27 protein-coding genes are annotated in these 23578 nt (G+C 66.7%); 17 read left to right on the forward strand and 10 right to left on the reverse strand.

Features of this window, described 5'->3' with window-relative positions:
• Nucleotides 1–34: 34 nt before the first annotated feature.
• The 16 genes from cpaB (E5679_RS06195) (at nucleotide 35) to E5679_RS06275 (ending at nucleotide 14364) form a co-directional block, all read left to right on the forward strand.
• On the forward strand, nucleotides 35–781 hold the full coding sequence (cpaB, locus tag E5679_RS06195) for a Flp pilus assembly protein CpaB (RefSeq protein WP_249335987.1): 747 nt from the start codon (nucleotides 35–37) through the stop codon (nucleotides 779–781).
• Nucleotides 778–1977 carry a CpaE/TadZ family protein gene (locus E5679_RS06200; RefSeq protein ID WP_138414194.1) on the forward strand — a complete coding sequence of 400 codons (1200 nt, stop codon included), beginning with the start codon at nucleotides 778–780 and terminating at the stop codon, nucleotides 1975–1977. The genes cpaB (E5679_RS06195) and E5679_RS06200 overlap by 4 nt, the downstream gene beginning before the upstream one ends.
• On the forward strand, nucleotides 1974–3485 hold the full coding sequence (locus tag E5679_RS06205; RefSeq protein ID WP_420821051.1) for a TadA family conjugal transfer-associated ATPase: 1512 nt from the start codon (nucleotides 1974–1976) through the stop codon (nucleotides 3483–3485). The genes E5679_RS06200 and E5679_RS06205 overlap by 4 nt, the downstream gene beginning before the upstream one ends.
• A gap of 5 nt (nucleotides 3486–3490) precedes the next feature.
• Nucleotides 3491–4432, forward strand: coding sequence for a type II secretion system F family protein (locus tag E5679_RS06210; protein ID WP_249335988.1), 942 nt, complete (start codon nucleotides 3491–3493; stop codon nucleotides 4430–4432).
• Between the two features lie 11 nt (nucleotides 4433–4443).
• Entirely contained in the window at nucleotides 4444–5322 is an 879-nt protein-coding gene (locus E5679_RS06215; RefSeq protein WP_138414196.1) for a type II secretion system F family protein, read from the forward strand.
• Between the two features lie 188 nt (nucleotides 5323–5510).
• A complete protein-coding gene (locus E5679_RS06225) occupies nucleotides 5511–6656 on the forward strand; it encodes an acyltransferase family protein (RefSeq protein WP_138414198.1) in 1146 nt (381 codons plus the stop codon).
• Between the two features lie 176 nt (nucleotides 6657–6832).
• Nucleotides 6833–7042, forward strand: a complete 210-nt coding sequence (locus E5679_RS06230; protein ID WP_138414199.1) for a Flp family type IVb pilin — start codon at nucleotides 6833–6835, stop codon at nucleotides 7040–7042.
• The gene (locus E5679_RS06235; RefSeq protein ID WP_249335989.1) at nucleotides 7039–7218 is read left to right on the forward strand and encodes a Flp family type IVb pilin; all 180 of its coding nucleotides are present in this window, start codon (nucleotides 7039–7041) and stop codon (nucleotides 7216–7218) included. Before E5679_RS06230 ends, E5679_RS06235 begins: the two co-directional genes overlap by 4 nt.
• 85 nt (nucleotides 7219–7303) lie before the next feature.
• On the forward strand, nucleotides 7304–7675 hold the full coding sequence (locus E5679_RS06240; protein WP_138414200.1) for a TadE/TadG family type IV pilus assembly protein: 372 nt from the start codon (nucleotides 7304–7306) through the stop codon (nucleotides 7673–7675).
• A complete protein-coding gene (locus E5679_RS06245) occupies nucleotides 7663–8724 on the forward strand; it encodes a pilus assembly protein TadG-related protein (protein WP_138414201.1) in 1062 nt (353 codons plus the stop codon). The genes E5679_RS06240 and E5679_RS06245 overlap by 13 nt, the downstream gene beginning before the upstream one ends.
• Nucleotides 8725–8742: 18 nt before the next feature.
• Complete coding sequence (gene cpaB, locus E5679_RS06250) at nucleotides 8743–9465, forward strand: Flp pilus assembly protein CpaB (protein ID WP_138414202.1); 723 nt, start codon at nucleotides 8743–8745, stop codon at nucleotides 9463–9465.
• Nucleotides 9462–10661, forward strand: coding sequence for a CpaE/TadZ family protein (locus E5679_RS06255; protein WP_138414203.1), 1200 nt, complete (start codon nucleotides 9462–9464; stop codon nucleotides 10659–10661). The genes cpaB (E5679_RS06250) and E5679_RS06255 overlap by 4 nt, the downstream gene beginning before the upstream one ends.
• Nucleotides 10658–12103 carry a TadA family conjugal transfer-associated ATPase gene (locus tag E5679_RS06260; protein ID WP_138414204.1) on the forward strand — a complete coding sequence of 482 codons (1446 nt, stop codon included), beginning with the start codon at nucleotides 10658–10660 and terminating at the stop codon, nucleotides 12101–12103. Before E5679_RS06255 ends, E5679_RS06260 begins: the two co-directional genes overlap by 4 nt.
• Nucleotides 12091–13026, forward strand: a complete 936-nt coding sequence (locus E5679_RS06265) for a type II secretion system F family protein (RefSeq protein ID WP_138414205.1) — start codon at nucleotides 12091–12093, stop codon at nucleotides 13024–13026. The genes E5679_RS06260 and E5679_RS06265 overlap by 13 nt, the downstream gene beginning before the upstream one ends.
• 23 nt (nucleotides 13027–13049) lie before the next feature.
• Entirely contained in the window at nucleotides 13050–13937 is an 888-nt protein-coding gene (locus E5679_RS06270) for a type II secretion system F family protein (RefSeq protein ID WP_138414206.1), read from the forward strand.
• Nucleotides 13938–13965: 28 nt separating this feature from the next.
• Nucleotides 13966–14364 (forward strand): Hpt domain-containing protein, encoded by a 399-nt coding sequence (locus E5679_RS06275; protein ID WP_138414207.1) that lies wholly within the window; start codon nucleotides 13966–13968, stop codon nucleotides 14362–14364.
• 20 nt (nucleotides 14365–14384) lie between these two features.
• Here E5679_RS06275 and E5679_RS06280 read toward each other — a convergent pair whose 3' ends face one another.
• Complete coding sequence (locus E5679_RS06280) at nucleotides 14385–15179, reverse strand: response regulator transcription factor (RefSeq protein WP_138414208.1); 795 nt, start codon at nucleotides 15177–15179, stop codon at nucleotides 14385–14387.
• Between the two features lie 132 nt (nucleotides 15180–15311).
• Here E5679_RS06280 and E5679_RS06285 point away from each other — a divergent pair, with 132 nt between their 5' ends.
• Nucleotides 15312–16979, forward strand: a complete 1668-nt coding sequence (locus tag E5679_RS06285) for a sensor histidine kinase (protein WP_138414209.1) — start codon at nucleotides 15312–15314, stop codon at nucleotides 16977–16979.
• 10 nt (nucleotides 16980–16989) lie between these two features.
• Here the strand turns inward: E5679_RS06285 and truA are convergent, their stop codons facing one another.
• The 9 genes from truA to E5679_RS06330 all read right to left on the reverse strand — a co-directional run bounded on the left by truA (nucleotide 16990) and on the right by E5679_RS06330 (nucleotide 23497).
• Entirely contained in the window at nucleotides 16990–17904 is a 915-nt protein-coding gene (gene truA / locus E5679_RS06290; protein ID WP_138414210.1) for a tRNA pseudouridine(38-40) synthase TruA, read from the reverse strand.
• Nucleotides 17905–17952: 48 nt separating this feature from the next.
• Complete coding sequence (gene rplQ, locus E5679_RS06295; RefSeq protein WP_138414211.1) at nucleotides 17953–18555, reverse strand: 50S ribosomal protein L17; 603 nt, start codon at nucleotides 18553–18555, stop codon at nucleotides 17953–17955.
• A gap of 63 nt (nucleotides 18556–18618) precedes the next feature.
• On the reverse strand, nucleotides 18619–19629 hold the full coding sequence (locus E5679_RS06300) for a DNA-directed RNA polymerase subunit alpha (RefSeq protein ID WP_138414212.1): 1011 nt from the start codon (nucleotides 19627–19629) through the stop codon (nucleotides 18619–18621).
• Between the two features lie 125 nt (nucleotides 19630–19754).
• The gene (gene rpsK, locus E5679_RS06305; RefSeq protein ID WP_138414213.1) at nucleotides 19755–20159 is read right to left on the reverse strand and encodes a 30S ribosomal protein S11; all 405 of its coding nucleotides are present in this window, start codon (nucleotides 20157–20159) and stop codon (nucleotides 19755–19757) included.
• 34 nt (nucleotides 20160–20193) lie between these two features.
• Nucleotides 20194–20571, reverse strand: a complete 378-nt coding sequence (rpsM, locus tag E5679_RS06310; protein WP_077491066.1) for a 30S ribosomal protein S13 — start codon at nucleotides 20569–20571, stop codon at nucleotides 20194–20196.
• 179 nt (nucleotides 20572–20750) lie between these two features.
• Complete coding sequence (gene rpmJ / locus E5679_RS06315; RefSeq protein WP_011775570.1) at nucleotides 20751–20864, reverse strand: 50S ribosomal protein L36; 114 nt, start codon at nucleotides 20862–20864, stop codon at nucleotides 20751–20753.
• Between the two features lie 64 nt (nucleotides 20865–20928).
• A complete protein-coding gene (gene infA / locus E5679_RS06320; RefSeq protein WP_011775571.1) occupies nucleotides 20929–21150 on the reverse strand; it encodes a translation initiation factor IF-1 in 222 nt (73 codons plus the stop codon).
• A gap of 297 nt (nucleotides 21151–21447) precedes the next feature.
• Nucleotides 21448–22299 (reverse strand): type IV toxin-antitoxin system AbiEi family antitoxin domain-containing protein, encoded by an 852-nt coding sequence (locus E5679_RS06325; RefSeq protein WP_138414214.1) that lies wholly within the window; start codon nucleotides 22297–22299, stop codon nucleotides 21448–21450.
• Between the two features lie 184 nt (nucleotides 22300–22483).
• Complete coding sequence (locus tag E5679_RS06330; RefSeq protein WP_138414215.1) at nucleotides 22484–23497, reverse strand: P1 family peptidase; 1014 nt, start codon at nucleotides 23495–23497, stop codon at nucleotides 22484–22486.
• Nucleotides 23498–23578: the final 81 nt, after the last annotated feature.

Consider the following 23578-nt stretch of genomic DNA (forward strand, 5'->3'; position numbering starts at 1 on the left):
GGGACCTACTGTGAGAACCCGCCTACTGGGAGGCGTGGCCGCACTGATTGTCGCAGTCGTCGGCACCGTACTTCTACTTACCTATGTCAACGGCGCCGACCGCCGTGCGTTCGCTAACGTCGAGACCGAAGACGTCTATGTCGTCCAGAAGGCGATTCCCGCCGGCACTGCTGCGGCAAGCCTGGGAGATTCCGTCGTCAAGAAGACCCTTCCCAAGGCGGCGATCGCTGCCAACACGATGGCCGACCTGTCATCCGTACAGGGGAAGGTAGCCTCTGTCGATCTTCAGCCTGGCGAGCAGCTTCTGGCCAATCGCTTTGTTGATCCGACCGCCGTCAAGAGCTCTGGGCGCGCCAACGTCCCAGCTGGCATGCAGGAAGTGTCGATCAAGCTGCCCATCGAACGCGTCGTTGGGGGCGCTCTCGCCCCGGGTGACACTGTCGGAATCCTCCTCTCCTTTGCCGCCCAGGACGCACAACCGGCTCAGACGCAGCTCACGTACAACAAAGTTCTCATCACGGCGGTGCAGCTGTCGTCAGGCGCGAATGCGCAGGATACGTCGACATCGCAGTCGGCAGCGAACAGCGGATCCGGGGGTATCGCCACGGGCAGCAACAACGCTGGCGCCGGTGAATATCTAGTCACCTTCGCCCTGCCTGCCGCGGATGCCCAGCGGATTGTCTATTCCGTTGAGTTCGGGAAGGTCTACCTGACCAAGGAGCCCGGAAACGCCTTGGAGAACGCCTCAGGCACAATCGACAGGACGAAGGTTTTCCGATGAGCCGCTTTGCTCTTATCACCGCCGATGCAGAATTCGATCACGACGTTCGCCTGGCCGCGGCCAGCCTTCCGGGCAGCATCCAGGTCTTTCGGGCCGACTACCTTCCGGCCTCGATCGATGACGTACTGAATCAACTGGTTGGTGAGCCGCTCGAGGTGCTGGTCTTTGGCCCGGATCTCCGGTCCGAGGACGTCCTTGGTTTTGCCGCCGCAGTGGATGCTCGCTTCCCGCACGTGAGCCTCGTCTACGCCGCAGAGCCCACGCCAGAACTGACCATCGCTGCCATGCGCTCCGGAGTTAGAGACATCCTTTCGCCGAAGACTTCCGTCGAAAGCCTCAGGTTGCGGCTCGAAGAGGCAGCAGCGTCCGCGGTGTTCCGCTTCTCCGCGTCCCCTCAAGGCGACGACGGCGGCGCACCCCATCAGGGGCGGGGTCGAGTAATTGCTGTCATGTCTCCCAAGGGCGGCGTGGGAAAGACGACGATCTCGACGAACATCGCCGTAGGACTCGCGAGAGTTGCACCTCTCTCCGTCGTAATCGTCGACTTGGACTTGCAGTTCGGTGACGTTGCGAGCGGGCTGATGTTGGATCCTGAGCGGACGGTGCTTGACGCCGTGAACGGACCCATGGACGCGCTCTCTCTTAAGACGTACTTGAGTCCGCATCCCACCAACCTCTATGCGCTGTGCGCTCCCCGGAACCCTGCCGACGCAGACCGGATATCCGCCCCGGCGGTCGGTGAGCTCGTTTCCCGTCTAGCCGCCGAGTTCCAGTATGTCGTCATTGATACGTCACCTGGCCTTGGCGAACATGTGCTTGCAGTTCTCGACCAAGCCACGGATGTCGTCTGGGTGTGCGGGATGGACATCCCGAGCGTAAGGGGGCTCAAGTCGGGCCTCGAAATCCTCTCGGAGCTGCAGATGCTCCCCGAACGTCGGCATGTCGTAGTGAACATGGCGGATCGAAAGTCGGGGATCACGGTGCAAGACGTGGAAGCGACAGTGGGCATTCCAGTGGACATTGTCCTTCCACGATCTCGGGCCCTCCCGATGTCGACCAACCGCGGCGTTCCAGCCCTCCAGGATGGCCTCCGAGATGCAACAGTCAAGGGCCTCCGCCAACTGGTCGAACGCTTCAAGCCCACATGGCAAGATCGCGACCGGAAGGCCGTGCACCGAAGGGTGGTGTTCCAGTGAGCCTCATCGAACGACTTCAGGCCGCAAAGGGAGGCGCAAGTCAGTCTGCCGGCACATCGCAATCCAGCGACTCTTCTGTCGTTGTACCCGCAATTTCCGCCCCAGCTGATAACACCTCCGGCGACTCGCCATCCGCAACACTAGGCGTCCGCCTGACAGCCCAAATAGCGGCAGAGGCGGAGGCCCGCCTCACGGAGAACGAACCGACTCACGGGAGCGTGCGGGCAAGCCAGGCGCTCCGAGAGCTCAAAGAGAAAGCCACTGAGGAACTCTTCGAGCGCGTCGGCAGCCGGATCACCGACTCCAGCCTGAGCGAAATTGACCTCGCTGACTTTGTCCGCGGTGAGCTTCGCACAGTGGTATCAGAGCAGCAGGTTCCGCTGACGTCGAGCGAACGTGATCGCCTTATCGACGAGATTATGGACGACGTGCTGGGCCTCGGTCCGATTCAGCGCTATATAGATGACCCGAGCGTCACTGAGGTCATGGTGAACCGGGCGGATCAGGTCTACGTTGAACGGCACGGTCAGCTCTTCGCTACGGAAACCACGTTCACATCGGAAGAGCAGTTGCGGCGAGTCATCGACCGCATCGTATCGCGGGTCGGCCGTCGTATCGACGAATCGTCGCCGCTGGTGGACGCTCGCCTAGCAGACGGATCGCGTGTCAACGCCATCATTCCCCCGCTCGCCGTCAACGGCGCCGCGCTCACAATCCGTAAGTTCTCGCGTGAAGCCCTGAGCGTCGAGAAACTCATCCAGCTCGGCACTCTCAATCCAGAGATGGCTGAACTCATGCAAGCTTGCGTCGAAGCGCGTATGAACGTTATCGTCTCGGGCGGCACGGGCACGGGCAAGACAACTCTCTTGAACGTGCTGTCCGGATACATTCCGAGATCCGAGCGCATCGTGACCATCGAGGACGCCGTGGAGCTTCAGCTCCAGCAGGATCACGTGATCCGACTGGAGAGCCGGCCGCCTAACATCGAGGGACGAGGCGCCATCACGATTCGCGATCTGGTGCGCAACTCCCTCCGCATGCGCCCTGATCGCATCGTTGTCGGTGAAGTTCGCGGCGGTGAGACGCTCGACATGCTTCAGGCGATGAATACCGGTCACGACGGCTCGCTCTCGACCGTGCACGCCAACTCACCGCGTGACGCCATCGCTCGCCTTGAGACCCTGGTTCTTATGGCCGGAATGGACCTTCCGCTGCGCGCCATCCGCGAGCAGGTTGCCTCCGCAGTCAATCTAATTGTGCAGCTCACCCGTCTTCGCGACGGCACTCGTCGGGTCACGCACGTCACGGAGGTGCAGGGGATGGAAGGCGACGTGGTGACGCTGCAGGATGCATTCGTATTCGATTTTGGGGCGGGAATCGACGCGAACGGCCGGTTCTTGGGGAAGCCCGTGCCGACGGGAGTTAGGCCCCGGTTCACCGAGCGCTTCGCGGATCTCGGAATCAAGATCAGCCCTTCGATATTCGGTCTCCAGGCCGGGAAGCGGTGAGGGTCGTGGACTCGCCCATCATCTTGGCTTTGGGCCTTGTGTGCGTCTATGCAGCTATTGGCGTTGCCGCACTCATCCTGTTAAAGTCCCGTCGCGTCGTACCCCTCAATCGACGACGGCCCGAGGCTACTGCTTCGGCGTCAGCGCTCACCAAGGTAACTGAGTCTGCCCTCGGCGCGATCAACAAGAGCCTTAGAGGGAGACAACTCCGGCTTATTAGGGCGGACAAGTTCGAGCAAGCTGGCCTGAAGATCCGTGCCGCGGACTTCGTCCTCATGTGTGGGGCGGGATTCCTCGTCTCGGGCATCGTCGGTTTCATTCTTGCGGGAGTCGGATTGGCACTTCTTTTTGGACTCCTGACGCCTGCGGGGATGGTGTTTTGGCTACACTTGAAGGCTTCGCGACGGCAGTCCAAGTTCGGTGAACAGCTTCCCGACACCCTTCAGATGCTGGCTGGAAGCATGCGTGCCGGACACAGCCTTATGCGGGCATTGGACGCAGCATCCGATGAAGCCGAGGCGCCCATGAGTGAAGAGCTACGAAGGGTTGTAAACGAAACTCGAATCGGCCGTGACCTCAATGATTCGCTGATCGATACCGCAGCCCGGATGAAGTCCCAAGACTTCTTGTGGACCGCCCAGGCGATCGAGACCCAGCGCGAGATCGGCGGAAATCTCGCCGAGGTCCTCGAAAACGTCAATGAGACGATTCGGGAACGAGCAGCACTCATCCGTCAAGTGCGATCGCTGAGTGCCGAAGGGCGCGTCTCCGCGTACGTTCTTGTCGGTTTGCCCATCATCATGCTCTTCATCCTGTGCCTGATCAATCCAACCTATGGTCCTACATTCTTCGGGACTATTCCAGGCTGGCTCATGCTGGCAGGCGCGGGAACAATGCTCGGGCTCGGATCATTCTGGCTCAGCCGGCTCATCAAGCCGAAGTTCTGAAGGAGCGCCACATGTCACTAATTCCGCTTGCCGCGATTGTCGCTATCATGGCTCCCATTAGCTATCTGACGTGGAGCTTAGTATCAACCGACCGCTCCTCTCGCAAACGCATCCATCTGAATCTCGGAATCGCCAAAGCTGCTGCCAAGAAGGCGCCCTCGTCTGTTCCTGAGATGTTTGTCGGGATCTCACGAAGGTTCCTCCCCGGCGGATACGTGGTTTGGCTAGACAAAAAGCTAGCGGGGGCCGGGCGCCCGAAGAGCTGGCCGATGGAACGAGTACTGGTTATCAAGCCAGCCATAGCTCTCTGCTTCGTTGCGCTGGAACTGCTCATCTTCGGAAGGATACTGAATCCCCAGCTCTTTCTGGTGATTCTGGCCCTGGGTGCGGCCGCGTATTTTCTGCCGGACCTCCTCCTGAATAACACAGCCCAGAAGCGGCGGAAGGCCATGCAACTCGCTCTCCCGAACATGCTTGATCAGATGCTGATTTCAGTTGAGGCGGGCGTCGGCTTCGAGGGTGCCATGGCCAAGGCAGCGGACAACGGGAGCGGTCCGCTGGCGGACGAGTTCGTGCGGACGCTCCAGGACATCCAAGTGGGCAGGTCTCGACACGAAGCCTATCTCGATCTCGCGGAACGTTCCGGTTTTCCTGAATTACGGTCCTTTATTCGTGCCGTCGTGCAAGCAGATCAGTATGGCATTGCGATCGCCAATGTTCTCAGGACTCAGGCAAAGGAGATGCGCCTCAAGCGGCGACAGAAGGCAGAAGAGCACGCTATGAAGATCCCTGTGAAGGTTCTTTTCCCGCTCGTTATGACGATTCTTCCAGCCATGTTCGTGATCATTCTTGGCCCTCCCGTCCTCAACGTGATTCGGATGTTCTCATGAAACTAACAGGCTCTGCTGATGATCCGAACCATACGGCTCCTGACGAAATAGGTGCAACAGCTACCGAGTATGTGATGCTTGTCGCGTTCGTCGCGCTCGCGCTCATTTCAACGGTCACCATTTTCGGGAGTGCGCTCAACAGCTACTATGTGTCGCTGGCTAGCAACATCACATCGGTTCTGCCCTAGATGAACCCCAATGACCGGAGTCCTCTCCTGGTACCCAGAGCCAGGAGAGGACTCCAATCCAACTTCTCGATCGCTGTCGCACTCGATCCCTCACGAAACTCCCTCAATGCTCTAAGGCTTCTTCTTGCGGCCGCTGTCATCGTGTCCCATGCGTGGGTGCTTGGAGGTTACGGCGCTGAACCAAGCCTTTTTGGCATCAATCTGGGGCGCGCCGGAGTGATGGGGTTCTTCGGCATCTCTGGCTACCTCATCACTATCAGCGCCCAGCGAGCGCGATTCGTCCAAGACTACCTGCTCGCTCGCTTTATTCGGGTGTACCCGGCACTGGCCATGGCGGCACTCCTCATATCCGTAGTAGCTGCTCCCATCGGGGCAATTATCACCGCCGGCCAATACGACGTTTGTGGGGCGCTCGCCTTCCTCGCCGCAGTACTAACACTTGCAGTTGGAGTCATCGGTACGCCTCCAATCGGCACGTCTCTGCAAGGAAATCCCAACGCGGGCGAGTGGGATTCGCCGTTGTGGACGCTTACCTGGGAAGCGCTTGGCTACCTGATCCTCGCAGTAGTCGTGATCGCTGCACGCCGCACCGACAACGCCAAAAGCGCTCCAGTTGCGGGCGCCTTCCTCTTCGTGGCAGTAAGCTCTCAGGTCGCAGCGCGGATCTTCCAAGGAGGGCCCGTTCTGAGCCTTGTTGATTTCGCGATGCCCCTCATGGCCTGCTTCCTTGCAGGCTCCGTCGTCGCGCATTTCCGCGGACACATCCCTGTAGGTTTCGTTCCCGTTGCCGCGGCGGCGGCCGCTACATGGGCCGCCCTCGCCTCGGGCTTCGGCCCTGCGCTGGCCCCTCTCCCCCTCACGTACCTCATCCTCTGCGCCGGCTCCCTCAAAACCTTCTCCCGAGTCGGCTCCAAGTACGACATCTCCTACGGCGTCTACATCTACGGCTGGCCGGTGCAACAGCTCCTCGAAGCAGTGCACCTGCCCTCAGTCCTCCCACCCCTCGGTTACGCGGCCGTAGCGCTCGTCGCCGTGGCGCCTCTGGGACTCCTGAGTTGCGTCTTCATTGAACAGCCAGCACAGCGGTGGCGGAAGCGGTGGGTTTCCCGACGCGAGAGCAAGATGCTGGAGTCCAGAGCGGCATAATCCCCATCAAACCCTCAAGAAACCCTCAAGAATTCCCCCATTCCCCAGACCTCAGTGAGCCTTCCCCAAGGCTTCCGCGAGATCGCCCCCGCGGCATTGTGCACGCCCGTAACTTCGATAGTGGAGCTGGCAGACGGGCCAGCGAACCGCCCACCCGAATACAGGAGTTAGACACAATGCTCTCTCTCATCGCCTCCCTCCACGTCCTCGGCATCAAGGCCAAGGAACGCTACCTGTCCGACGAGCGCGGCGCCACCGCTGTTGAGTACGGCATCATGGTGGCCCTCATCGCGGTCGTCATCATCGTCGCGGTGACCCTCCTCGGCGGCAACCTGAAGACGATGTTCAACAACGTCGCCACCCAGGTCCCCACCACCAACCCGTGAGCCGCGACATGATCCGCCGCCTCTTCTCGGGCGAGAAGGGTGCCACCGCCGTCGAGTACGGCATCATGGTTGCCCTCATCGCCGTCGTCATCATCGTCGCCGTCACCCTTCTTGGCGGCAATCTCCAAGCGATGTTCAACAACGTCGCCACCCAGGTCCCCACGACCAACCCGTGAGTCCGCGCCCGTGCCCGGGCCAGGCATTCTGCCGGCCCGGGCACAAATGCGCCGAAGACCTGATCTGATCAACCAGGAGTGTCCTATGTCCCGCCAGGACCGCGAACGCGGAGCCGCCGCAGTCGAGTTCGCCCTCGTGCTGCCGGTGCTCCTCGCTCTGGTGCTCGGGATCATCGATTTCGGCCGGGTGTTCAACGCCCAGCAGACCCTCACCTACGCAACCCGCGCCGGAGCCAGAGTCATGGCGATCCAGAACAATCAGACCGCGGCGATCAGCGCGGCTCAGACTGCGGCCGCGCCCCTCGGACAGATCGCATCGTCCGCCTTCACTGTCTCGCCTTCAACCTGCACGTCGGGGGTGCAGGTGACCGTCACGGTGACCTACACCGTGCCGACCACCGGCTTCTTCGGCACCTTTCCTCTGACGGCCAAGGGGGTCATGCTATGCGGCGGCTAAGGCGGTACCTCACTTTAGGGCACGACGGCGGGCAGCACCGCGAGCGCGGAGCCGTCGCCGTCGTCGTGGCCCTTCTCATGGTGGTGCTGCTTGCGGCGGGCGCGCTTGCCGTCGACGGCGGCATGCTCTACGCGAAGCGCGCCCAGCTGCAGAGCGGGGCCGACGCCGCAGCGTTGGCAGTAGCGCAGAAGTGCGCGGCGAGCCTCACGGACCCTCTGTGCTCGACTACCTCCACCCTGGCGAGCACCTTGGCCCAGGGCAACATGGCTGCGGCCCAAGCCGGCATCGCCTCCCTCGCGGTGGACACGACGGCTCGTACGGTCACGGCCACCACCCAACCGCTTCAGCCCGGGGTGCAGACCGGCTCGGTGTCCACGTTCCTCGCACAAACGCTCGGGATCTCGAGCGTGAGCCTCGGGGCAACGGCCCAAGCGGCGTGGGGCAGCCCGAGCACGGGCATCGCGCCTTTCCCGCTCGCCATCTCGGTGTGCCAGGTGCAGAACTTGATCGACGGGGCGTACCAGCTCCTCCAAGACCACGGCACGGGCTACAACCTCGGCTGCACATGGGGCACTTCGGGTCTGCTGGTCCCGGGAGGCTTCGGCTGGCTCAAGCAGGACACGGGCCAGTGCGGCGCCACGATCAACATCGCTCAGTCGGAGGGCGGCAGCGACCCGGGCAACAACCCGCCGTCGAACTGCGATTCGGTCTTCGCGCAGTGGTACACCTCGCTCCAGAGCGGCAAGTCGCCCACGGTCCTCCTCCCGGTGTTCACGGCAGTCAGCGGGACCGGCAGTTCAGCGATCTACACGCTCAAGGGCTTCGCGGCGTTCAGCGTCCTCGGCTGGAAGTTCAGCGGCGGCAACTCGACGACCACCCCGCCGTACTACGTCTATAACAACCAGCCCGTCGGGCAGCCGCTGGTCGCCTGCAGCACAGGATGCCGCGGCATCATCGGCAAGTTCATCACCTTCGTCACCCTCGACAGCACGTACCAAGTCGGGGCTCCCAACAACTTCGGCGCCACCATCGTGCGCATGACCCAGTAGATCCAGGAGAGCAATCGCATGAAGTCACGACTCGTGGCCGGCGCTGCCGCGCTCGTCGCGGCCATCATCGGCGTCGCCCTGGTCATCTCCTACGCCGGCGGCGCGGACGCCCGCGCCCAGGCCGGGATGAAGCCCACCGACGTCCTGGTCGTCGCCAAGCCGGTCCCCGCCGGCACGACGGCGGAACAGCTCGGGGACTTCGTCCAGCTCAAGACCCTCCCCGCGAGCGCTATCGCCTCGACCGCCCTGCACTCCCTCGACGGAACCTCGGGCAAGGTCGTCTCGACGGCGCTCCAGCCAGGCGAGCAGGTCCTCTCGGACCGCCTCGTGGCCCCGAACTCGCTCTCAGCGCCGGGCACGGTCCCCGTGCCGGCGGGCCTCCAGGAAGTCTCGTTCCAGCTCGGCCCTGACCGGGCGGTCGGCGGCCGGATCCAGGCCGGCGACGTCGTGGGAATCTTCCTCTCGTTCGACCACGGTGCCTTGCCCTCGGGCGGCCCGGAGAGCACCCAGCTCACGTACCACACCGTGCTCATCACGTCGGTCCAGGGCGGCCAAGCCCCCTCCTCCGACAATTCCGGCAAGCCGGCCACGGCACCGCTCCTGATCACTGCAGCCGTCACGGACGCGCAGGCCACCAAGATCGTCTTCGCCGCGCAGTTCGGGACGATCTGGCTGAGCAAGGAACAGCAGAACGCGCAGGGACCCACGACCACGATCGACCGAGGGAAGGTGTACCAGTGAGCCGGTTCGTCCTCATCACGCCGAACCAGGACTTCGCCGAACGCATGAAGGGCGCGGTCGACGGCGCCCTCCCGGGCGGCCTCCACACGGTCGCCACCGCGGAACTACCCGAGCAGCCCGAGCAGATCTTCGAGCACCTCGGCGGCACCCGGCCCGCCGTCGTCGTCCTCGGCCCCGACGTGCCGCTCGACGGCGCGCTGCGCCTCGCCACGGTCTTCGATGTCCGCTTCCCCGACGTTGCCGTGCTGCTGGCGGCCGACGCCGACGCGGAACTCATGCTCCAGGCGATGCGTGCCGGCGTGCGCGACGTCGTCTCCCCTGGCGTCGAGCCGGAGCAGCTGCGCATCGTGCTGCAGCGCTCGGTCCAGGCGACGGAGGGGCGGCGGCGCGAGGCGGAGCCGACCACGGCGGAGAGCCACCGCGGGCGCGTCATCGGCGTGTTCTCCCCCAAGGGCGGCGTGGGCAAGACCACCCTCGCGACGAACATCGCCGTCGGGCTGGGCAAGACCGCGCCGATGAAGGTCGTGATCGTGGACCTCGACCTCCAGTTCGGCGACGTGGCCTCGGGCCTCGACCTCTCCCCCGAGCACACGGTGACCGACGCTGTGTCCCGCGCCGCGGCCCAGGACGCGCTCGTCCTCAAGGCGTTCCTCACCCTCCACCCCGCGGGGATCTACGCGCTGTGCGCCCCTAGGGACCCCGTCGAGGCGGACATGATCACGCCCGAGCAGGTCAGCCGACTCATCCGCCAGCTCGCCGAGCAGTTCGACTACGTCGTGGTCGACACGGCGCCCGGGCTCGGCGAGTGCACGCTCTCGGCCCTCGAGGAGTGCACCGACGGCGTCTGGGTGACGGGCATGGACGTCCCCGGAGTCCGGGGCCTGCGCTCGAGCCTCGACGTGCTCGGCCGGCTCGGCCTGCTCCCGGAGACCCGGCACCTCGTCCTCAACATGGCGGATCCCAAGTCGGGCCTCAGCGTCCGCGATGTCGAGGCCACCGTTGGCGTTCCCGTCGACGTGAGCGTGCCCCGCTCGCGACTCGTCTCCTACTCGACCAACCGCGGCGTCCCGGTCCTCCAGGCACCGCGGCGCGGCGACAAGGCCGCGAACGCCCTCGGCGATGTGGTCGATCGGTTCACCCCCGACGGCGCGGCTCGCACCCGCCGCCGTGTCCACCGAAGGGTTGTGGTCTCATGAAGCTCTCCCAGCGCGTCGAACTCGCCGAAGGCCGCCCGATTGCCGCTCCCGCGGCGACCGCGAGCGCCGTCGACCTTGCCGAGCCCGCCCCGGCCGCAGCCGGGCTGCTGAGCACTCCCGCCGCCCCGGCCGCCCTGGCTTCGGACGCGCTCTCCGGCCTCAAGCAGCGCGCTGCCGAGGCCCTGTTCGAGCGCATGGGCGCCCGCTTCGGCGACTCGGGCGCCACGGAGGAGGAGCTCCGCGCCGCCGCGCGCGACGAGCTCACCCATGTCATCGACGGGGAGCGCGTTCCGCTGAGCGGCCCCGAGCGCTCGCGCCTGCTCCGCGAGATCGAGGACGACGTCCTCGGCTACGGGCCGCTCCAGCGCCTGCTCGACGACGACGACGTCACCGAGATCATGGTCAACCGCCACGACCAGATCTACATCGAGCGCAAGGGCCGGCTGCAGCTCTCGGGCCTGCGGTTCAGCTCGGAGGCCCAGCTCCGCACAGTCATCGAGCGGATCGTCTCCCGCGTTGGCCGCCGCATCGACGAGTCTTCCCCCCTCGTCGACGCGCGCCTCGCCGACGGCTCCCGTGTGAACGCCGTGATCCCACCGCTCGCCGTCGGCGGCTCCTCGCTCACCATCCGGAAGTTCGGCAAGGTGCCGCTCACGGTGCGCGACCTCATCGGCTTCGGAACGCTGACGCTGGAAATGGCCGAGCTCCTGCAGGCCTGCGTCAAGGCCAAGCTCAACATCATCGTCTCGGGCGGTACGGGCACCGGCAAGACGACGCTGCTCAACGTCCTCTCCGCGTTCATCCCGGACAACGAGCGCATCGTCACGATCGAGGACGCCGTGGAGCTCCAGATCCAGCAGGAGCACGTGGTCCGTCTCGAGAGCCGGCCGCCGAACACCGAGGGCAAGGGCGAAGTCACCATCCGCGACCTGGTCCGCAACTCGCTCCGTATGCGTCCGGACCGCATCGTGGTCGGCGAGGTCCGCTCGGGCGAATCGCTCGACATGCTCCAGGCCATGAACACCGGCCACGACGGCTCGCTCTCGACCGTGCACTCGAACTCGCCTCGCGACGCTATCGCGCGCCTCGAGACCCTCGTGCTCATGGCCGGGATGGACCTGCCGCTGCGCGCCATCCGCGAGCAGATCGCCTCCGCCGTGAACCTCATCGTGCAGATCTCGCGCCTCCGCGACGGCACCCGCCGCATCACGCACATCACCGAGGTGCAGGGCATGGAGGGCGACGTGGTCACGCTTCAGGACGCATTCGTCTTCGACTACGGCGCAGGCGTGGACGCGAACGGCCGCTTCCTCGGCAGCGCCGTGGCCACCGGCGTCCGCCCGCGCTTCCTCGAACGCTTCGAGGACCTCGGCATCCACGTCCGCCCCGGCATCTTCCAGACGCCGGCCTCCGCACACCAGGAGCATCCATGGAAGCAGTGATCCTCGGTTCCGCCCTCATCCTGGGCGCAGGCACCACGGGCGCCGTCCTCGCATTGCGGCCCGGTCACCCTTCGCTCCCGGCATCTCGGCGGCGACCGACGACGACGGACCGCGAGTCGGCTCTTGGCCGCGCCGCGACGGGCATGACGGACCGCCTGCAGGAATGGGTCACGAGCCACCGCATCCGCATCGTCTCGCAGGACTCGCTCGAACTCGCCGGGCTGCACATCCGCCAGGCGGACCTCCTGCTGCTCGTCCTCGGCGGCGCGGCCCTCGCGATCGTGCTCGGCCTCGTCGCCGGGAGCCTTGGCCTCGGCCTGCTCCTGGCGATCATCGCACCCCTGGTGCCGCACGTCGTCGTCCGCTTCCGGATCTCCTCACGGCGCAAGAAGTTCGACGCCCAGCTGGGCGACAGCCTGCACCTGCTCTCCGGCGGCCTCCGCGCGGGCCACAGCATCCTGCGCGCCATCGACGCCGCGGCCGCCGAGAGCCCCGAACCGACGGCGCAGCAGATGCGCCGGATCGTGCAGGAAACCTCGCTCGGTCGGGATCTGCTGGCCTCGCTCGAGGACACCGCCACCAAGATGGCGAGTCAGGACTTCGTCTGGGTGGCTCAGGCCATCCAGATCAACCGTGAAGTCGGCGGCAATCTCGCGGACGTGCTGGATCAGGTCAACGAGACCATCCGCGAGCGCAGCGAGATCAAGGGCCACATCTCGGCGCTCGCCGCGGAAGGCAAGATGTCCGCCTACATCCTCATGGCTCTGCCGGTCGGGATCGTCGTCATGCTCATGATGATCAACCCGGAGTACATGACCCCGATGTTCACCAATCCGCTGGGCTGGGCGATGATCGCGGCCTCAGCGATCCTCATGACCATTGGCGGCCTCTGGCTCCGCAAGATCATCGCCATCAAGTTCTAGGCCATCTCGTCCAGGCAGGAACCATGACCATTCCACTCCTCGCCGCAGCGCTCGTCGCCGCCGCCCTCGCGTTCCTCTGCTGGACGCTCCTCTCCGTTGACCGCCGCGAAGCCCGCGCGATCCGCGCCAACCTCGGCCGCGGCATTGCGACCGCCCAAGCACCTGGGGGGCCCTCCGGCCTGCTCCGCGCCCTCGAGGCAGTGGCGCGCCGCCTCACCCCCGAGTCGTACGTGCGCCGCCTCGACCGGCTCCTGGCCCTCGCGGGGCGCCCGTCCTCGATGCCCCTCGGCCGACTCCTCGCAGCCAAGCCCGCGCTCGGGCTCTTCGGCGCAGCACTCGGGGCACTCATGCTCTCCGCCGGAGCCGCGCCGACCCTGCGGCTCGTGGCGATCTTCCTCGTGGGACTCGGCTACATGGTTCCGGACCTCATGCTGCTCAGCAAGGGCATGGAACGGCAGAAGACCATCCAGCAGGACCTCCCCAACACGCTCGACCAGCTGCTCATCTCCGTCGAGGCCGGACTGGGGTTCGAGGCAGCCCTGGCGCGGGCCAGCACCACGGGCAAGGGCCCGCTCGCCGAGGAGATCGTCCGCACGCTGCAGGACATGCAGGTGGGCCGGTCTCGCCGCGAGGCCTACCTCGGCCTCGCCGAACGCACCACGACCCCCGAGGTCCGCAGCTTCGTCCAGTCCGTGGTGCAGGCGGACGCCTACGGCATCGCGATCGCCCGCGTCCTGCGGGTGCAGGCGAAGGCGATGCGCGTCAAGCGCCGTCAGCGCGCCGAGGAGCAGGCCATGAAGCTTCCCGTGAAGGTCTTGTTCCCCCTGCTGTTCTTCATCTTCCCCGTGTTGTTCATCGCGATTCTGGGGCCCGCCGTGATCAATACAATTGCTACATTGTCAGGACGGTAGGGGTCACATGAACCAGAAGGAGACGGTCATGACGGCACCCGATGTCCCCGAAGAAACCGGGAGACTCCTGCCGCTCGTCGACCCCACGGCCCTTCGCCTCCTCGCCGAGGATGTCGGGGCGCGCTCGGCGTCGTCGTTCGCCCGGGACTTCACCCGGATCTGGCCTCGCCGACGGGAGGCGCTCGCCGCCGCCCTCGCCGGCACGGACCTCACCGTCGCGCTCGACGCCGCTCTGAGCCTGCGAACGTCCTCGACGATGGTCGGGGCGGCGCGGCTCGCGGCCCTCACCGAAGAACTCGAACGGCGCCTGCGCGCCGACGGCCCGGTGGCCGCAGCGGCGCTCGTCCCCGCGGTGAACGCGTGCGGCGAGCTGACCATCGTCGAACTCGAAGAGTACGACGGCGGCGCCCCGCCGCACGCTGCCTAGGTGCCTCCAGGGGGCGGAGCCTAGGCGGCCGGCGCGAGCCGGTAGCCCACGCCCCGGACCGTGACGAGCCAGCGGGGCTGCCGCGGGTCATCGCCGAGCTTGCGGCGCAGGTTGCCCAGGTGGACCTCGACGGCGCGCTCGTCCGCCTCGCTCACGTAAGTGTCCTCGCGGTAGCGGTCCCCCCGCGCAATCCGGACGAGCTCGGCCCTCGGGATCACGGCGCCGCCCGCGCGGAGGAGGGCGTGCAGGAGGTCGAACTCGGTGCGGGTCAGGTCAAGCGTCCTGCCAGCGAGCGACGCCGTCCTGGTTCTCGGATCCAAGGTCAGGCCGCTGTGGCGCAGGAGCATCTCCGGATGCCTCTGCGGGGCTGGGGCCTCCTGAGGCGGAGGGGCGGCGGCTTGCACACGGGCTCCCGTCCGAGCGAGCGCAGGCTCGCCGCTTCCGGCCCGGGGACGGCGCATCATCGCCGCGATGCGCGCACGGAGCTCGCGCGGCCGGAACGGCTTGGTCAGGTAGTCGTCCGCGCCTGACTGCAGCGCGAGGATCGTGTCCGGCTCCTCGTCGCGGCCCGTGAGCATCACCACGTACGCGTCGCTGGACGCACGGATCCGCCGTAGTACCTCGAAGCCGTCGATGTCCGGCAGACCGAGGTCAAGGGTGACCACCGCGGGGTCCTCTCGCCGCGCGATTTCGGCGCCCTCGCGGCCGGTCGCGGCGCTCAGCACCTCGAATCCCGCCTGCCGCAGGACGTCCTCCACAAGGTGCCGAACGTCGTCGTCATCCTCGACAACCAGGGCAAGACCAAGCTCGTCCATCTCCGCCACCCCTAACGCACATGTCTATCGACAGTCTTGTCATTGAAGCTTTGACGTTGTCATATTCTCATTACGGGCACGAATATCACACTGTCGGCACTGTAATTGGGGGATACGGGGAAGGAGCTGCGCGTGTCATCCCAGGAACAGGCTGTCTTCGACCGTGCTCATCGGTACCTCAATCGCGCCGGACCACGGGCCAGAATAGCGCTCTGGCAGCTGCCGCTCGTCCTCGCCATCGTCCTCGCAGCGCTCGCTTCTCCCGCAGGATGGGAGACCGCGCCGGACCGACCACTCGTCCTCGCCGGCCTGGTGGTGCAGAGCGTCGCGTGCGTCGCATGCTTGGCGGTCCCGTGGGAGAAGTACTCCGATCAGGTCGCCTTGGCGATCCCGCTGCTCGACCTCGTCTCCATCGGCCTCTTCCGCAATGCCCCCGGCGGCCTGCTCCAAGGTCTCGGCACACTCAGCGTCTTCCCGGTCATCTGGATCGCGGCGTCGATGCGGTCCGGCGCGTGGGCGTTGGCGGTGTGCTTCGTGGCTCCGCTGATCATCGCCTCCCCCACTCTCATCGACTCGATCGCGCGTCGCGTACCTGCCGGAGCGAACGGCGCGCTCCTCCTGCCGATCCTGCTGCTCATCGTCGCCGTCGCGATCCGGGCCGCGACGGCCGGCCTCCGACTGCAGGAACGCCTGCTGCGCTCACAGCAGGCAGCGCTGCGGGACCTCCTCGTCGAGTCGCTCTCCACCGAGCGGCTGCTGACCGCCACGCTCGACGCCGTCCATGTGGGCATCGTCGCCGTCGGCCCGGACGCCGTGCCCAGTCGCTGGAACCGGCGATTCGGCGAACTGGTGGAACCCCTCGGCTGGAAACTGTCCTCGCGGGGGGACGCAGGCGAGGCCGCACTGCCCGTGTTCGCGGAGGACCGGCGGACCCCGATCCCTCCCGAGCAGCGACCGCTCCGGCGCGCCGCCGCGGGCGAGCGGATCGACGGCGAGGTCCTCTGGCTCGGCCAGGGCAAGGACGCCGTGGCCCTCTCGGTCGTGGCGCGCCCCCTCGCGGGTCCCGAAGGGGGAGCCGTCGTCGCGTTCGGCGACGTCACGGCCCTCGCGGGCGCCGTCGAGGACAAGGCCGAACTCGTGCGCACCGTGGCCCACGAATTCCGCTCGCCGCTCACCGCGGTTCTCGGCAATCTCGACCTCGTCCTCGAATCCGAGGCTATCCCGCAGAGCGATCGCCTCCGGCTCGAAGTCGCGCAGCGGAGCGCCGAACGCCTCCTCGACCTCGCGTCCGATCTCGTGGCCTCGTCCTCCAACGCGATCCCCGTGCGCCTCGAGGCCGCCGAGCTCGGCAGCATCCTCAGCGCCCGTGTCGACGCAGCCCGTCTGGCCGCCGTCGCCGCCGGCGTCCGCCTCAGCCTCGAGGTCGAAGGCCCGCTCTGGGTGCGCGTCGACCCGCTGCGCATCGGCCAAGCCGTAGACAACCTGCTCTCGAACGCCATCAAGTACTCGCCTGACGGGGGAACTGTGACCCTCCGCGCATGCCAGGACGATGGCTGGGTCCGCGTCGAGGTGCGGGACAGCGGCATGGGCATCGCACCGCACGAGCGCGAGCTCGTCTTCGAACGCTTCTTCCGGACCTCGCAGGCCCGGCGCTCCGACATCCCGGGCGTCGGCCTCGGCCTGGCCATCAGCAGCTGGATCGCCGAGCGACACGGAGGGCGCCTCGAATGCGACAGCGAACCCGGCGAAGGCAGCGTCTTCACGCTCCTGCTGCCGGCGCCCGAGTCTGCCCCGGTCTAGCGGACGGTGCTCAGGCCGGGTCCCTCAGCGCCCGGGTCTGCTCCGCCCGAGCGGCGAGCTCCTCCGCCGTCGCCGGATAGCCGACCTCCTCGAGGACCAGCGGATGTGCCGGAGCCAGCCGCGTCTTCGCGTCCCGGACCCGCGCAAGCATCCGCTCGTGGAGCCACTCGGGCCGTTCGAGGCCCTCACCGACTCGCAGCGCAGAGCCGACGAGCGCACGCACCATGTTGTGACAGAACGCGTCCGCCTTCACGTGCACGACCACCACGCCCTCATGCGTGCGTTCGAGCGCGAACTCCTGCAGCTCCCTCACTGTGGTTGAGCCCTCGCGCGGCTTGCAGAACGCCAGGAAGTCCTGCAGCCCCAGGAGCTGGGCGGCGGCGCCGTTCATCCGGCCCACGTCGAGCGGCGCCTTGTGCCAGAGCGTGATGCCGCGGAGCGTGGGGTCCCAGTGCTCGGGGCGGTCCGCGATCCGGTACGAATAGCGGCGCCACAGAGCGGAGAACCGCGCATCGAAGCCCGCGGGAGGCACGACGACGCCCCGCACCTCGAGCGCGCCCGTCTCCTCTCCGAGTACCCGGCTGAGGGCGCCGCGGAGCCGACGGGCCAGGACATCTTCCGGACCCGCGTCCGAACGTCGCGGGAGAGCCTCCCACTCGTCCGTGCTCAGGTCCACATGCACGACCTGCCCGCGCGCATGCACGCCGGCGTCCGTCCGTCCCGCCACCACCACGCGGATCTGACGGCGCAAGATCAGGGCGAGCGCCCCCTCGAGCGCGCCCTGCACCGTCCGCAGTCCCGGTTGGACCGCCCACCCGCTGAAGGGACCGCCGTCGTACGCGACATCCAACCGCACCCGAACTGTCTCGGGCACAGAAAGACCCCCGTTCCCAGAAGCGGGAACGGGGGTCTTCTCAGCTGTCATAAGCCCAACTTTACCGGCGCCGAATTCTACTGGCGCCGGCAGCGCGACTTACTTGGCGTCGTCGTCCTTGGCCTCGGCCTCAGGGGCCTCCTCGGTCTCCTCAACCGCGGGAGCCTCGGTCTCAGCGGCCTCGGCCTCAGGAGCCTCGGCAACCTCAGCCTCAGTCTCCTCGACCTCAGTCTCGGGGGCCTCCGCCTCAACGACCGGCTCAGCCTTCGGAGCGGCAGCGCGCTCCGCGGCGCCCTCGGCCTCGCGGACGACAGCCTGCTTCGCCGAGATCGGCTCGAGCACGAGCTCGATGACCGCCATGGGGGCGTTGTCGCCCTTGCGGTTGCCGATCTTGGTGATGCGGGTGTAGCCGCCCTCGCGGTCGGACAGCTGCGGCGCGATCTCCGTGAAGAGCTCGTGGATGATGCCCTTGTTGGTGTTGGTGCGGGCCGAGATGGCGGCCTGGACACGGCGGCGCGAGGCGAGGTCGCCGCGCTTCGCGAACGTGATGAGGCGCTCGGCGACCGGGCGGAGGCGCTTGGCCTTCGTCACGGTCGTCGTGATCCGCTTGTGCTCGAAGAGCGCGGCGGCAAGGTTGTTGAGCATGAGGCGCTCGTGCGCCGGGCCTCCGCCCAGACGCGGACCCTTGGCGGGTGCAGGCATAGTAGTTTCTCCTCGGGTGAGCCGCTTCCGGGGTTGGCCCGGAAGCGGTCAATTCATGGTGGCTTAGAGGTCGTCGTCGCCGTACGGGGCCTCGTCCTCGTCGATCGCGGCAGCGCGAGCGGCGAGATCGAAGCCTGGAGGCGAGTCCTTGAGGGAGAGGCCGAGCTCGGTGAGCTTGGCCTTGACCTCGTCGATGGACTTGGCACCGAAGTTCCGGATGTCCATCAGGTCGGCCTCGGAGCGCGCCACGAGCTCACCCACGGTGTGGATGCCCTCGCGCTTGAGGCAGTTGTACGAGCGCACGGTGAGGTCCAGGTCCTCGATCGGAAGGGCCATGTCCGCGGCGAGCGCAGCGTCCGTCGGGGACGGGCCGATCTCGATGCCCTCGGCAGCCGTGTTGAGCTCGCGGGCCAGGCCGAAGAGCTCAACGAGCGTGGTGCCGGCAGACGCGACGGCGTCGCGCGGCTTGATGGCCGGCTTCGTCTCCACGTCCACGATCAGGCGGTCGAAGTCGGTGCGCTGCTCGACACGCGTCGCCTCGACCCGGAAGGTGACCTTCAGGACCGGCGAGTAGATCGAGTCGACCGGGATGCGGCCGATCTCCGCGTCGGCGGACTTGTTCTGCGCCGCGGAAACGTAGCCGCGGCCGCGCTCGATGGTGAGCTCGAGCTCGAACTTGCCCTTCGAGTTCAGGGTGGCGATGTGCAGATCCGGGTTGTGGATCTCCACGCCCGCCGGCGGAGCGATGTCCGCGGCGGTCACGACACCCGGGCCCTGCTTGCGCAGGTAGGCGACGACCGGCTCGTCCTGATCGGAGGAGATGGACAGGCTCTTGAGGTTCAGGATGATCTCAGTGACATCTTCCTTGACCCCAGGAACCGTGGTGAATTCGTGCAGCACGCCGTCGATTCGGATGCTGGTGACTGCAGCCCCAGGGATCGAGGACAGCAGAGTGCGGCGCAGCGAGTTGCCGAGCGTGTATCCGAAACCGGGCTCCAGCGGCTCGATGACGAATCGGCTGCGGTTGTCGGACACCACTTCTTCAGACAGTGTGGGGCGCTGTGCAATAAGCACGTAGTTTCCTTTCAGCGAGCATCCGCTATATGACGCAACACAGATGGATGGAAAACGGTCTGACTAAGTACGGGCCAGAGGCCGGCAAGGGTCTCCCCCGGCCGGCCCGGCCCTTCGACAACCAGTTAGACGCGGCGACGCTTCGGCGGGCGGCAGCCGTTGTGCGCGCTCGGGGTGACGTCCTGGATGGAGCCAACCTCGAGGCCGGCGGCCTGCAGAGCGCGGATTGCGGTCTCGCGGCCCGAGCCCGGGCCCTTGACGAACACGTCGACCTTGCGGAGGCCGTGCTCCTGCGCGCGCTTCGCGGCAGCCTCGGCGGCCTGCTGCGCGGCGTAGGGGGTCGACTTGCGCGAGCCCTTGAAGCCGACCTCGCCGGCCGAGGCCCACGAGATCACAGCGCCCGAGGGATCCGTGATCGAAACGATCGTGTTGTTGAACGTGCTCTTGATGTGCGCCTGACCGAGCGCGATGTTCTTCTTGTCCTTGCGACGCGGCTTGCGGACCGAGGTCGCACGAGTCTTCGGGGGCATGAGTACTCCTACTTCTTGGTGACGCTAGCCGCGATCAGCGGCCGGCCTTCTTCTTGCCGGCGACGGTCCGCTTCGGACCCTTGCGGGTACGGGCGTTGGTCTTGGTGCGCTGGCCGCGGACCGGGAGGCCCTTGCGGTGGCGCAGGCCCTCGTAGCTGCCGATCTCGACCTTGCGGCGGATGTCGGCGGCCACCTCGCGGCGAAGGTCACCTTCAACCTTGTAGTTGCCCTCGATGTAGTCACGCAGCTGGACGAGCTCAGCGTCCGAGAGGTCCTTCACGCGGACGTCCGGGCTGATGCCAGTGGCAGCGAGCGTCTCCTTCGCACGGGTGCGACCCACGCCGTAGATGTAAGTGAGCGCGATTTCCAGCCGCTTTTCGCGGGGAATGTCAACGCCAGCGAGACGAGCCATAGTGGCGGTTCTCCTTGTGTTGTCCGGAGGTCGTAGGCAGTACACCCGCACTGTCCGTGCGGCCCCAGCCTCCGGGCCGGGGGTTAGCTGTCCGGGCCCTGTTCGTCCCAGCGCAGCTTGTGCTGCCTTCTCTAGTTATTGCGTGGGCGCCGCCCGGGTTGGTTCCTCGGAAGGAGGAATCAGCCCTGGCGCTGCTTGTGGCGTGGGTTCTCGCAGATCACCATGACCCGGCCGTTACGGCGGATCACCTTGCACTTGTCGCAGATCTGCTTGACGCTCGGCTTGACCTTCATGGCATTCCTTTGCGTGTTCTGCAGGTGGTCAGCATGTCCGGCCGGGTGCCCCCGGCCGCGCTGCTTACTTGTAGCGGTAGACGATCCGGCCGCGGGTCAGGTCGTAAGGGCTGAGCTCCACCACCACGCGATCCTCCGGGAGGATACGGATGTAGTGCTGACGCATCTTCCCGGAGATGTGTGCGAGCACGACGTGCTTGTTCGTCAGCTCAACGCGGAACATCGCGTTGGGCAGCGCTTCAGTCACGACGCCCTCGATCTCGATGACACCGTCCTTCTTGGCCATAGCCTCCGCTATCTGTTGTGCCGCCGGGCACGGTTGCGCCCGGTGGTCGTCTATGGTTGATTCGACCGGCGACAGCCGCCCCGAAATGGGCACGGCGGGGCCGACAGCCAACAGATAACTGTACGCCGATTCGGTCCGGAAGTTAAATCGGCCTATCGTACACGGCCTTGGCCCATACAGGTCCCGGACGTCGGAGTTTCACCATCATCTGCCGCTCCGCTGCGGCGGGTTCCCCCGCCGCGCCGACGAGTGCCGCCGTCGTCCGCTCAAGAGCTGGTGAAAGTCCGGCGCGAAACCCTAGAGCAAATCGAGCTGTGGGAGGCCGCCGAGCGCGAGTCGCGCCTCGACCATGGCCCGGACTTGCCTCACCATCTCCTCCGGCCGATGCACGATGTCCGCGTAGCCGAAACGCGCCACGGCAAAGCCGAGTGTCTGGGCAGCATTGTCGCGTCGATAGTCCTTGAGGCGGCGCTTCGGCGCCTCGTGCTCCCTGCCATCGGTCTCGACGTCGACGCAGTCCTCCACGAGCAAGTCCATCGAGCCGACCCCACGGATATCGACCTGGGGCTGCACGCGAAGGCCCGCACGGCGAAGGTGTGTGCGCGCGAGCGTCTCCAGGAGGGACTCGGCCCCGACATCGACGAGATCGAGGATGCGCCGGGCGGGGGCGTTGCGACGGCCCGACAGGCGATCGCGGAGGAATTCCATCGAGAATCCCTGCTGCGAAGCCGATTCGACCATGACCAGGGCTTCGAGCTCGGGAAGGCACTGCAGCGCGTGGAGCAGGACGTCCGCCTTTGACGCGATCCATCCGTCCGGCTCCCCCGGGAGCCAGCTCCGGCGATGGATGACGGCACGCTCGGAGGAGAAGGTGCCGTCCGCTCGCAGTAGGTGCACTTCTTTCGGGCGGCGCAGCACCCATAACCCGTGGTGCTCCGCCGCGGAGGCGCAGGTGAGGCGCGAGTTGGTGGCGGCGCAGCGGAGGCGGAGCGGGTCCGTTCCCGGGAGCGCGTAGATGCCGGGCCTCGGGCGTTCAACGACGCCGGCCTTCACCGCCCGCGACAGCTCGCGCTCCGAGGCACCTGCCGCGAGCAGCTGCCGCGTGCGCGCGACGCCGCCGAGGCGATGCAGGCGCTGAACAGAGTCCACTGGGTCATCGTGCCGGGACGAGAGCCGTTGATTCCGGCCCGTGGCGAGCTATGTGGACAACTTGCGGTCGGAGACTCACCGACTTTCGGGAGGACGACGGCGCGAATCGCCGGCGCGTTCGAGGGCACGCCGTGACGGGCCCGCTGAAGATGGTGAAAGTCCGACGGCGGGATGACCCGGAGCGTCAGCCCGCCGGCGGCGCCGGATAGGGCTCCCAGCTCCCGGCCGGGGTGGTGACGGCCGTCGCCGAGCGGACGGCGTCCAGGATCGCCAGCCGCACCGCCTCCGCCCCGGCTGTCTGCACCACGAACAGCCCCAACTGCCGTGCGAAGTCAGGCTCCCGCTCGAACTCGACGGCGCGCGTCGAGAGCGCGAAGACCGTGTCGCCGTCCACGAGGGTGTGACTCGGGTCAAGGGCACGCGCAAGCCCGGCCTGAGCGGCCGTTGCCATGCGCTTGCACTCCGCGGGCGTGAGCGCGGCGTTGGTGGCGACGACGGCGAGCGTCGTGTTGGCGGACGACGGCGCCGCCCCACCGACGACGGTCGGGCTGAGGCCGGTCGGGGGCTCGCCGGGGAACACCGGGGTCCCCGCCGCGTTGACGACGGCGAGGGCACCGACCACGAGCCCTTCCGGAAGAACGACTTCGGGAGCGCCGGGGGGACCCTGCATCGGACCGGCAGGGATGGAAACCGAGGACATCCCCACACCGCCCTTGTACCTTCCGCGCGAGAAGACCGCCCCGGTGCCGGCGCCGACGCAGCCGCGGAGGGCGCCGTCGTCGGCCTCCCCCGCGGGCACGGCAGCGGCCGCCGCTTCGAAACCCATCGCGGTGTCGGGGCGCTTCGCGAAGTCTCCGCCGCGGCCAAGGTCGAAGATCACGGCCGCGGGCACGATCGGCACCACGCCCCCCAAGACGGCAAAGCCCTGCCCCTCCGACTCGAGGAACTGCTGCACGCCGGCCGCTGCGGCGAGGCCGTACGCGCTCCCGCCGCAGAGGGCCACGCCGTCCACGTTCTGGGCGAGCGTGGAGGGGTCGAGGGCGTCGGTCTCGCTTGTCCCCGGGCCCCCGCCCCGCACGTCGACCCCGCCGGCGGAGCCCGGAGGCGCGAGCACGGCCGTCACGCCCGTGAGCCAGCCATCGCCGACGCGCTGGGCATGGCCCACGCGTATCCCTGGGACGTCGAGGAGGGAACCCATGGGGACATTGTGCCGTACCTCTCAGCGAGGATGGCCGCTCTTCCAACAGAGAGTTAACTCTTGGGCAACCAATCGGGAACT

Origin of the sequence: Sinomonas gamaensis, assembly GCF_005876955.1 — a bacterium.
Lineage (GTDB): Bacteria > Actinomycetota > Actinomycetes > Actinomycetales > Micrococcaceae > Sinomonas > Sinomonas gamaensis.

Bases quoted from the DNA above. Each gene is read 5' to 3' on its own strand.
- E5679_RS06225 (WP_138414198.1), top strand. From the start codon at position 5,511: ATGAACCCCAATGACCGGAGTCCTCTCCTGGTACCCAGAGCCAGGAGA.
- E5679_RS06275 (WP_138414207.1), top strand. From the start codon at position 13,966: ATGACGGCACCCGATGTCCCCGAAGAAACCGGGAGACTCCTGCCGCTC.
- E5679_RS06240 (WP_138414200.1), top strand. From the start codon at position 7,304: ATGTCCCGCCAGGACCGCGAACGCGGAGCCGCCGCAGTCGAGTTCGCC.
- rpsK (WP_138414213.1), bottom strand. From the start codon at position 20,159: ATGCCCCCGAAGACTCGTGCGACCTCGGTCCGCAAGCCGCGTCGCAAG.
- rpsM (WP_077491066.1), bottom strand. From the start codon at position 20,571: ATGGCTCGTCTCGCTGGCGTTGACATTCCCCGCGAAAAGCGGCTGGAA.
- truA (WP_138414210.1), bottom strand. From the start codon at position 17,904: ATGACAGCTGAGAAGACCCCCGTTCCCGCTTCTGGGAACGGGGGTCTT.
- rpmJ (WP_011775570.1), bottom strand. From the start codon at position 20,864: ATGAAGGTCAAGCCGAGCGTCAAGCAGATCTGCGACAAGTGCAAGGTG.
- E5679_RS06330 (WP_138414215.1), bottom strand. From the start codon at position 23,497: ATGGGTTCCCTCCTCGACGTCCCAGGGATACGCGTGGGCCATGCCCAG.
- cpaB (WP_138414202.1), top strand. From the start codon at position 8,743: ATGAAGTCACGACTCGTGGCCGGCGCTGCCGCGCTCGTCGCGGCCATC.
- E5679_RS06215 (WP_138414196.1), top strand. From the start codon at position 4,444: ATGTCACTAATTCCGCTTGCCGCGATTGTCGCTATCATGGCTCCCATT.
- E5679_RS06270 (WP_138414206.1), top strand. From the start codon at position 13,050: ATGACCATTCCACTCCTCGCCGCAGCGCTCGTCGCCGCCGCCCTCGCG.
- E5679_RS06280 (WP_138414208.1), bottom strand. From the start codon at position 15,179: ATGGACGAGCTTGGTCTTGCCCTGGTTGTCGAGGATGACGACGACGTT.
- E5679_RS06200 (WP_138414194.1), top strand. From the start codon at position 778: ATGAGCCGCTTTGCTCTTATCACCGCCGATGCAGAATTCGATCACGAC.
- E5679_RS06260 (WP_138414204.1), top strand. From the start codon at position 10,658: ATGAAGCTCTCCCAGCGCGTCGAACTCGCCGAAGGCCGCCCGATTGCC.
- rplQ (WP_138414211.1), bottom strand. From the start codon at position 18,555: ATGCCTGCACCCGCCAAGGGTCCGCGTCTGGGCGGAGGCCCGGCGCAC.
- infA (WP_011775571.1), bottom strand. From the start codon at position 21,150: ATGGCCAAGAAGGACGGTGTCATCGAGATCGAGGGCGTCGTGACTGAA.
- E5679_RS06265 (WP_138414205.1), top strand. From the start codon at position 12,091: ATGGAAGCAGTGATCCTCGGTTCCGCCCTCATCCTGGGCGCAGGCACC.
- E5679_RS06230 (WP_138414199.1), top strand. From the start codon at position 6,833: ATGCTCTCTCTCATCGCCTCCCTCCACGTCCTCGGCATCAAGGCCAAG.
- E5679_RS06245 (WP_138414201.1), top strand. From the start codon at position 7,663: ATGCGGCGGCTAAGGCGGTACCTCACTTTAGGGCACGACGGCGGGCAG.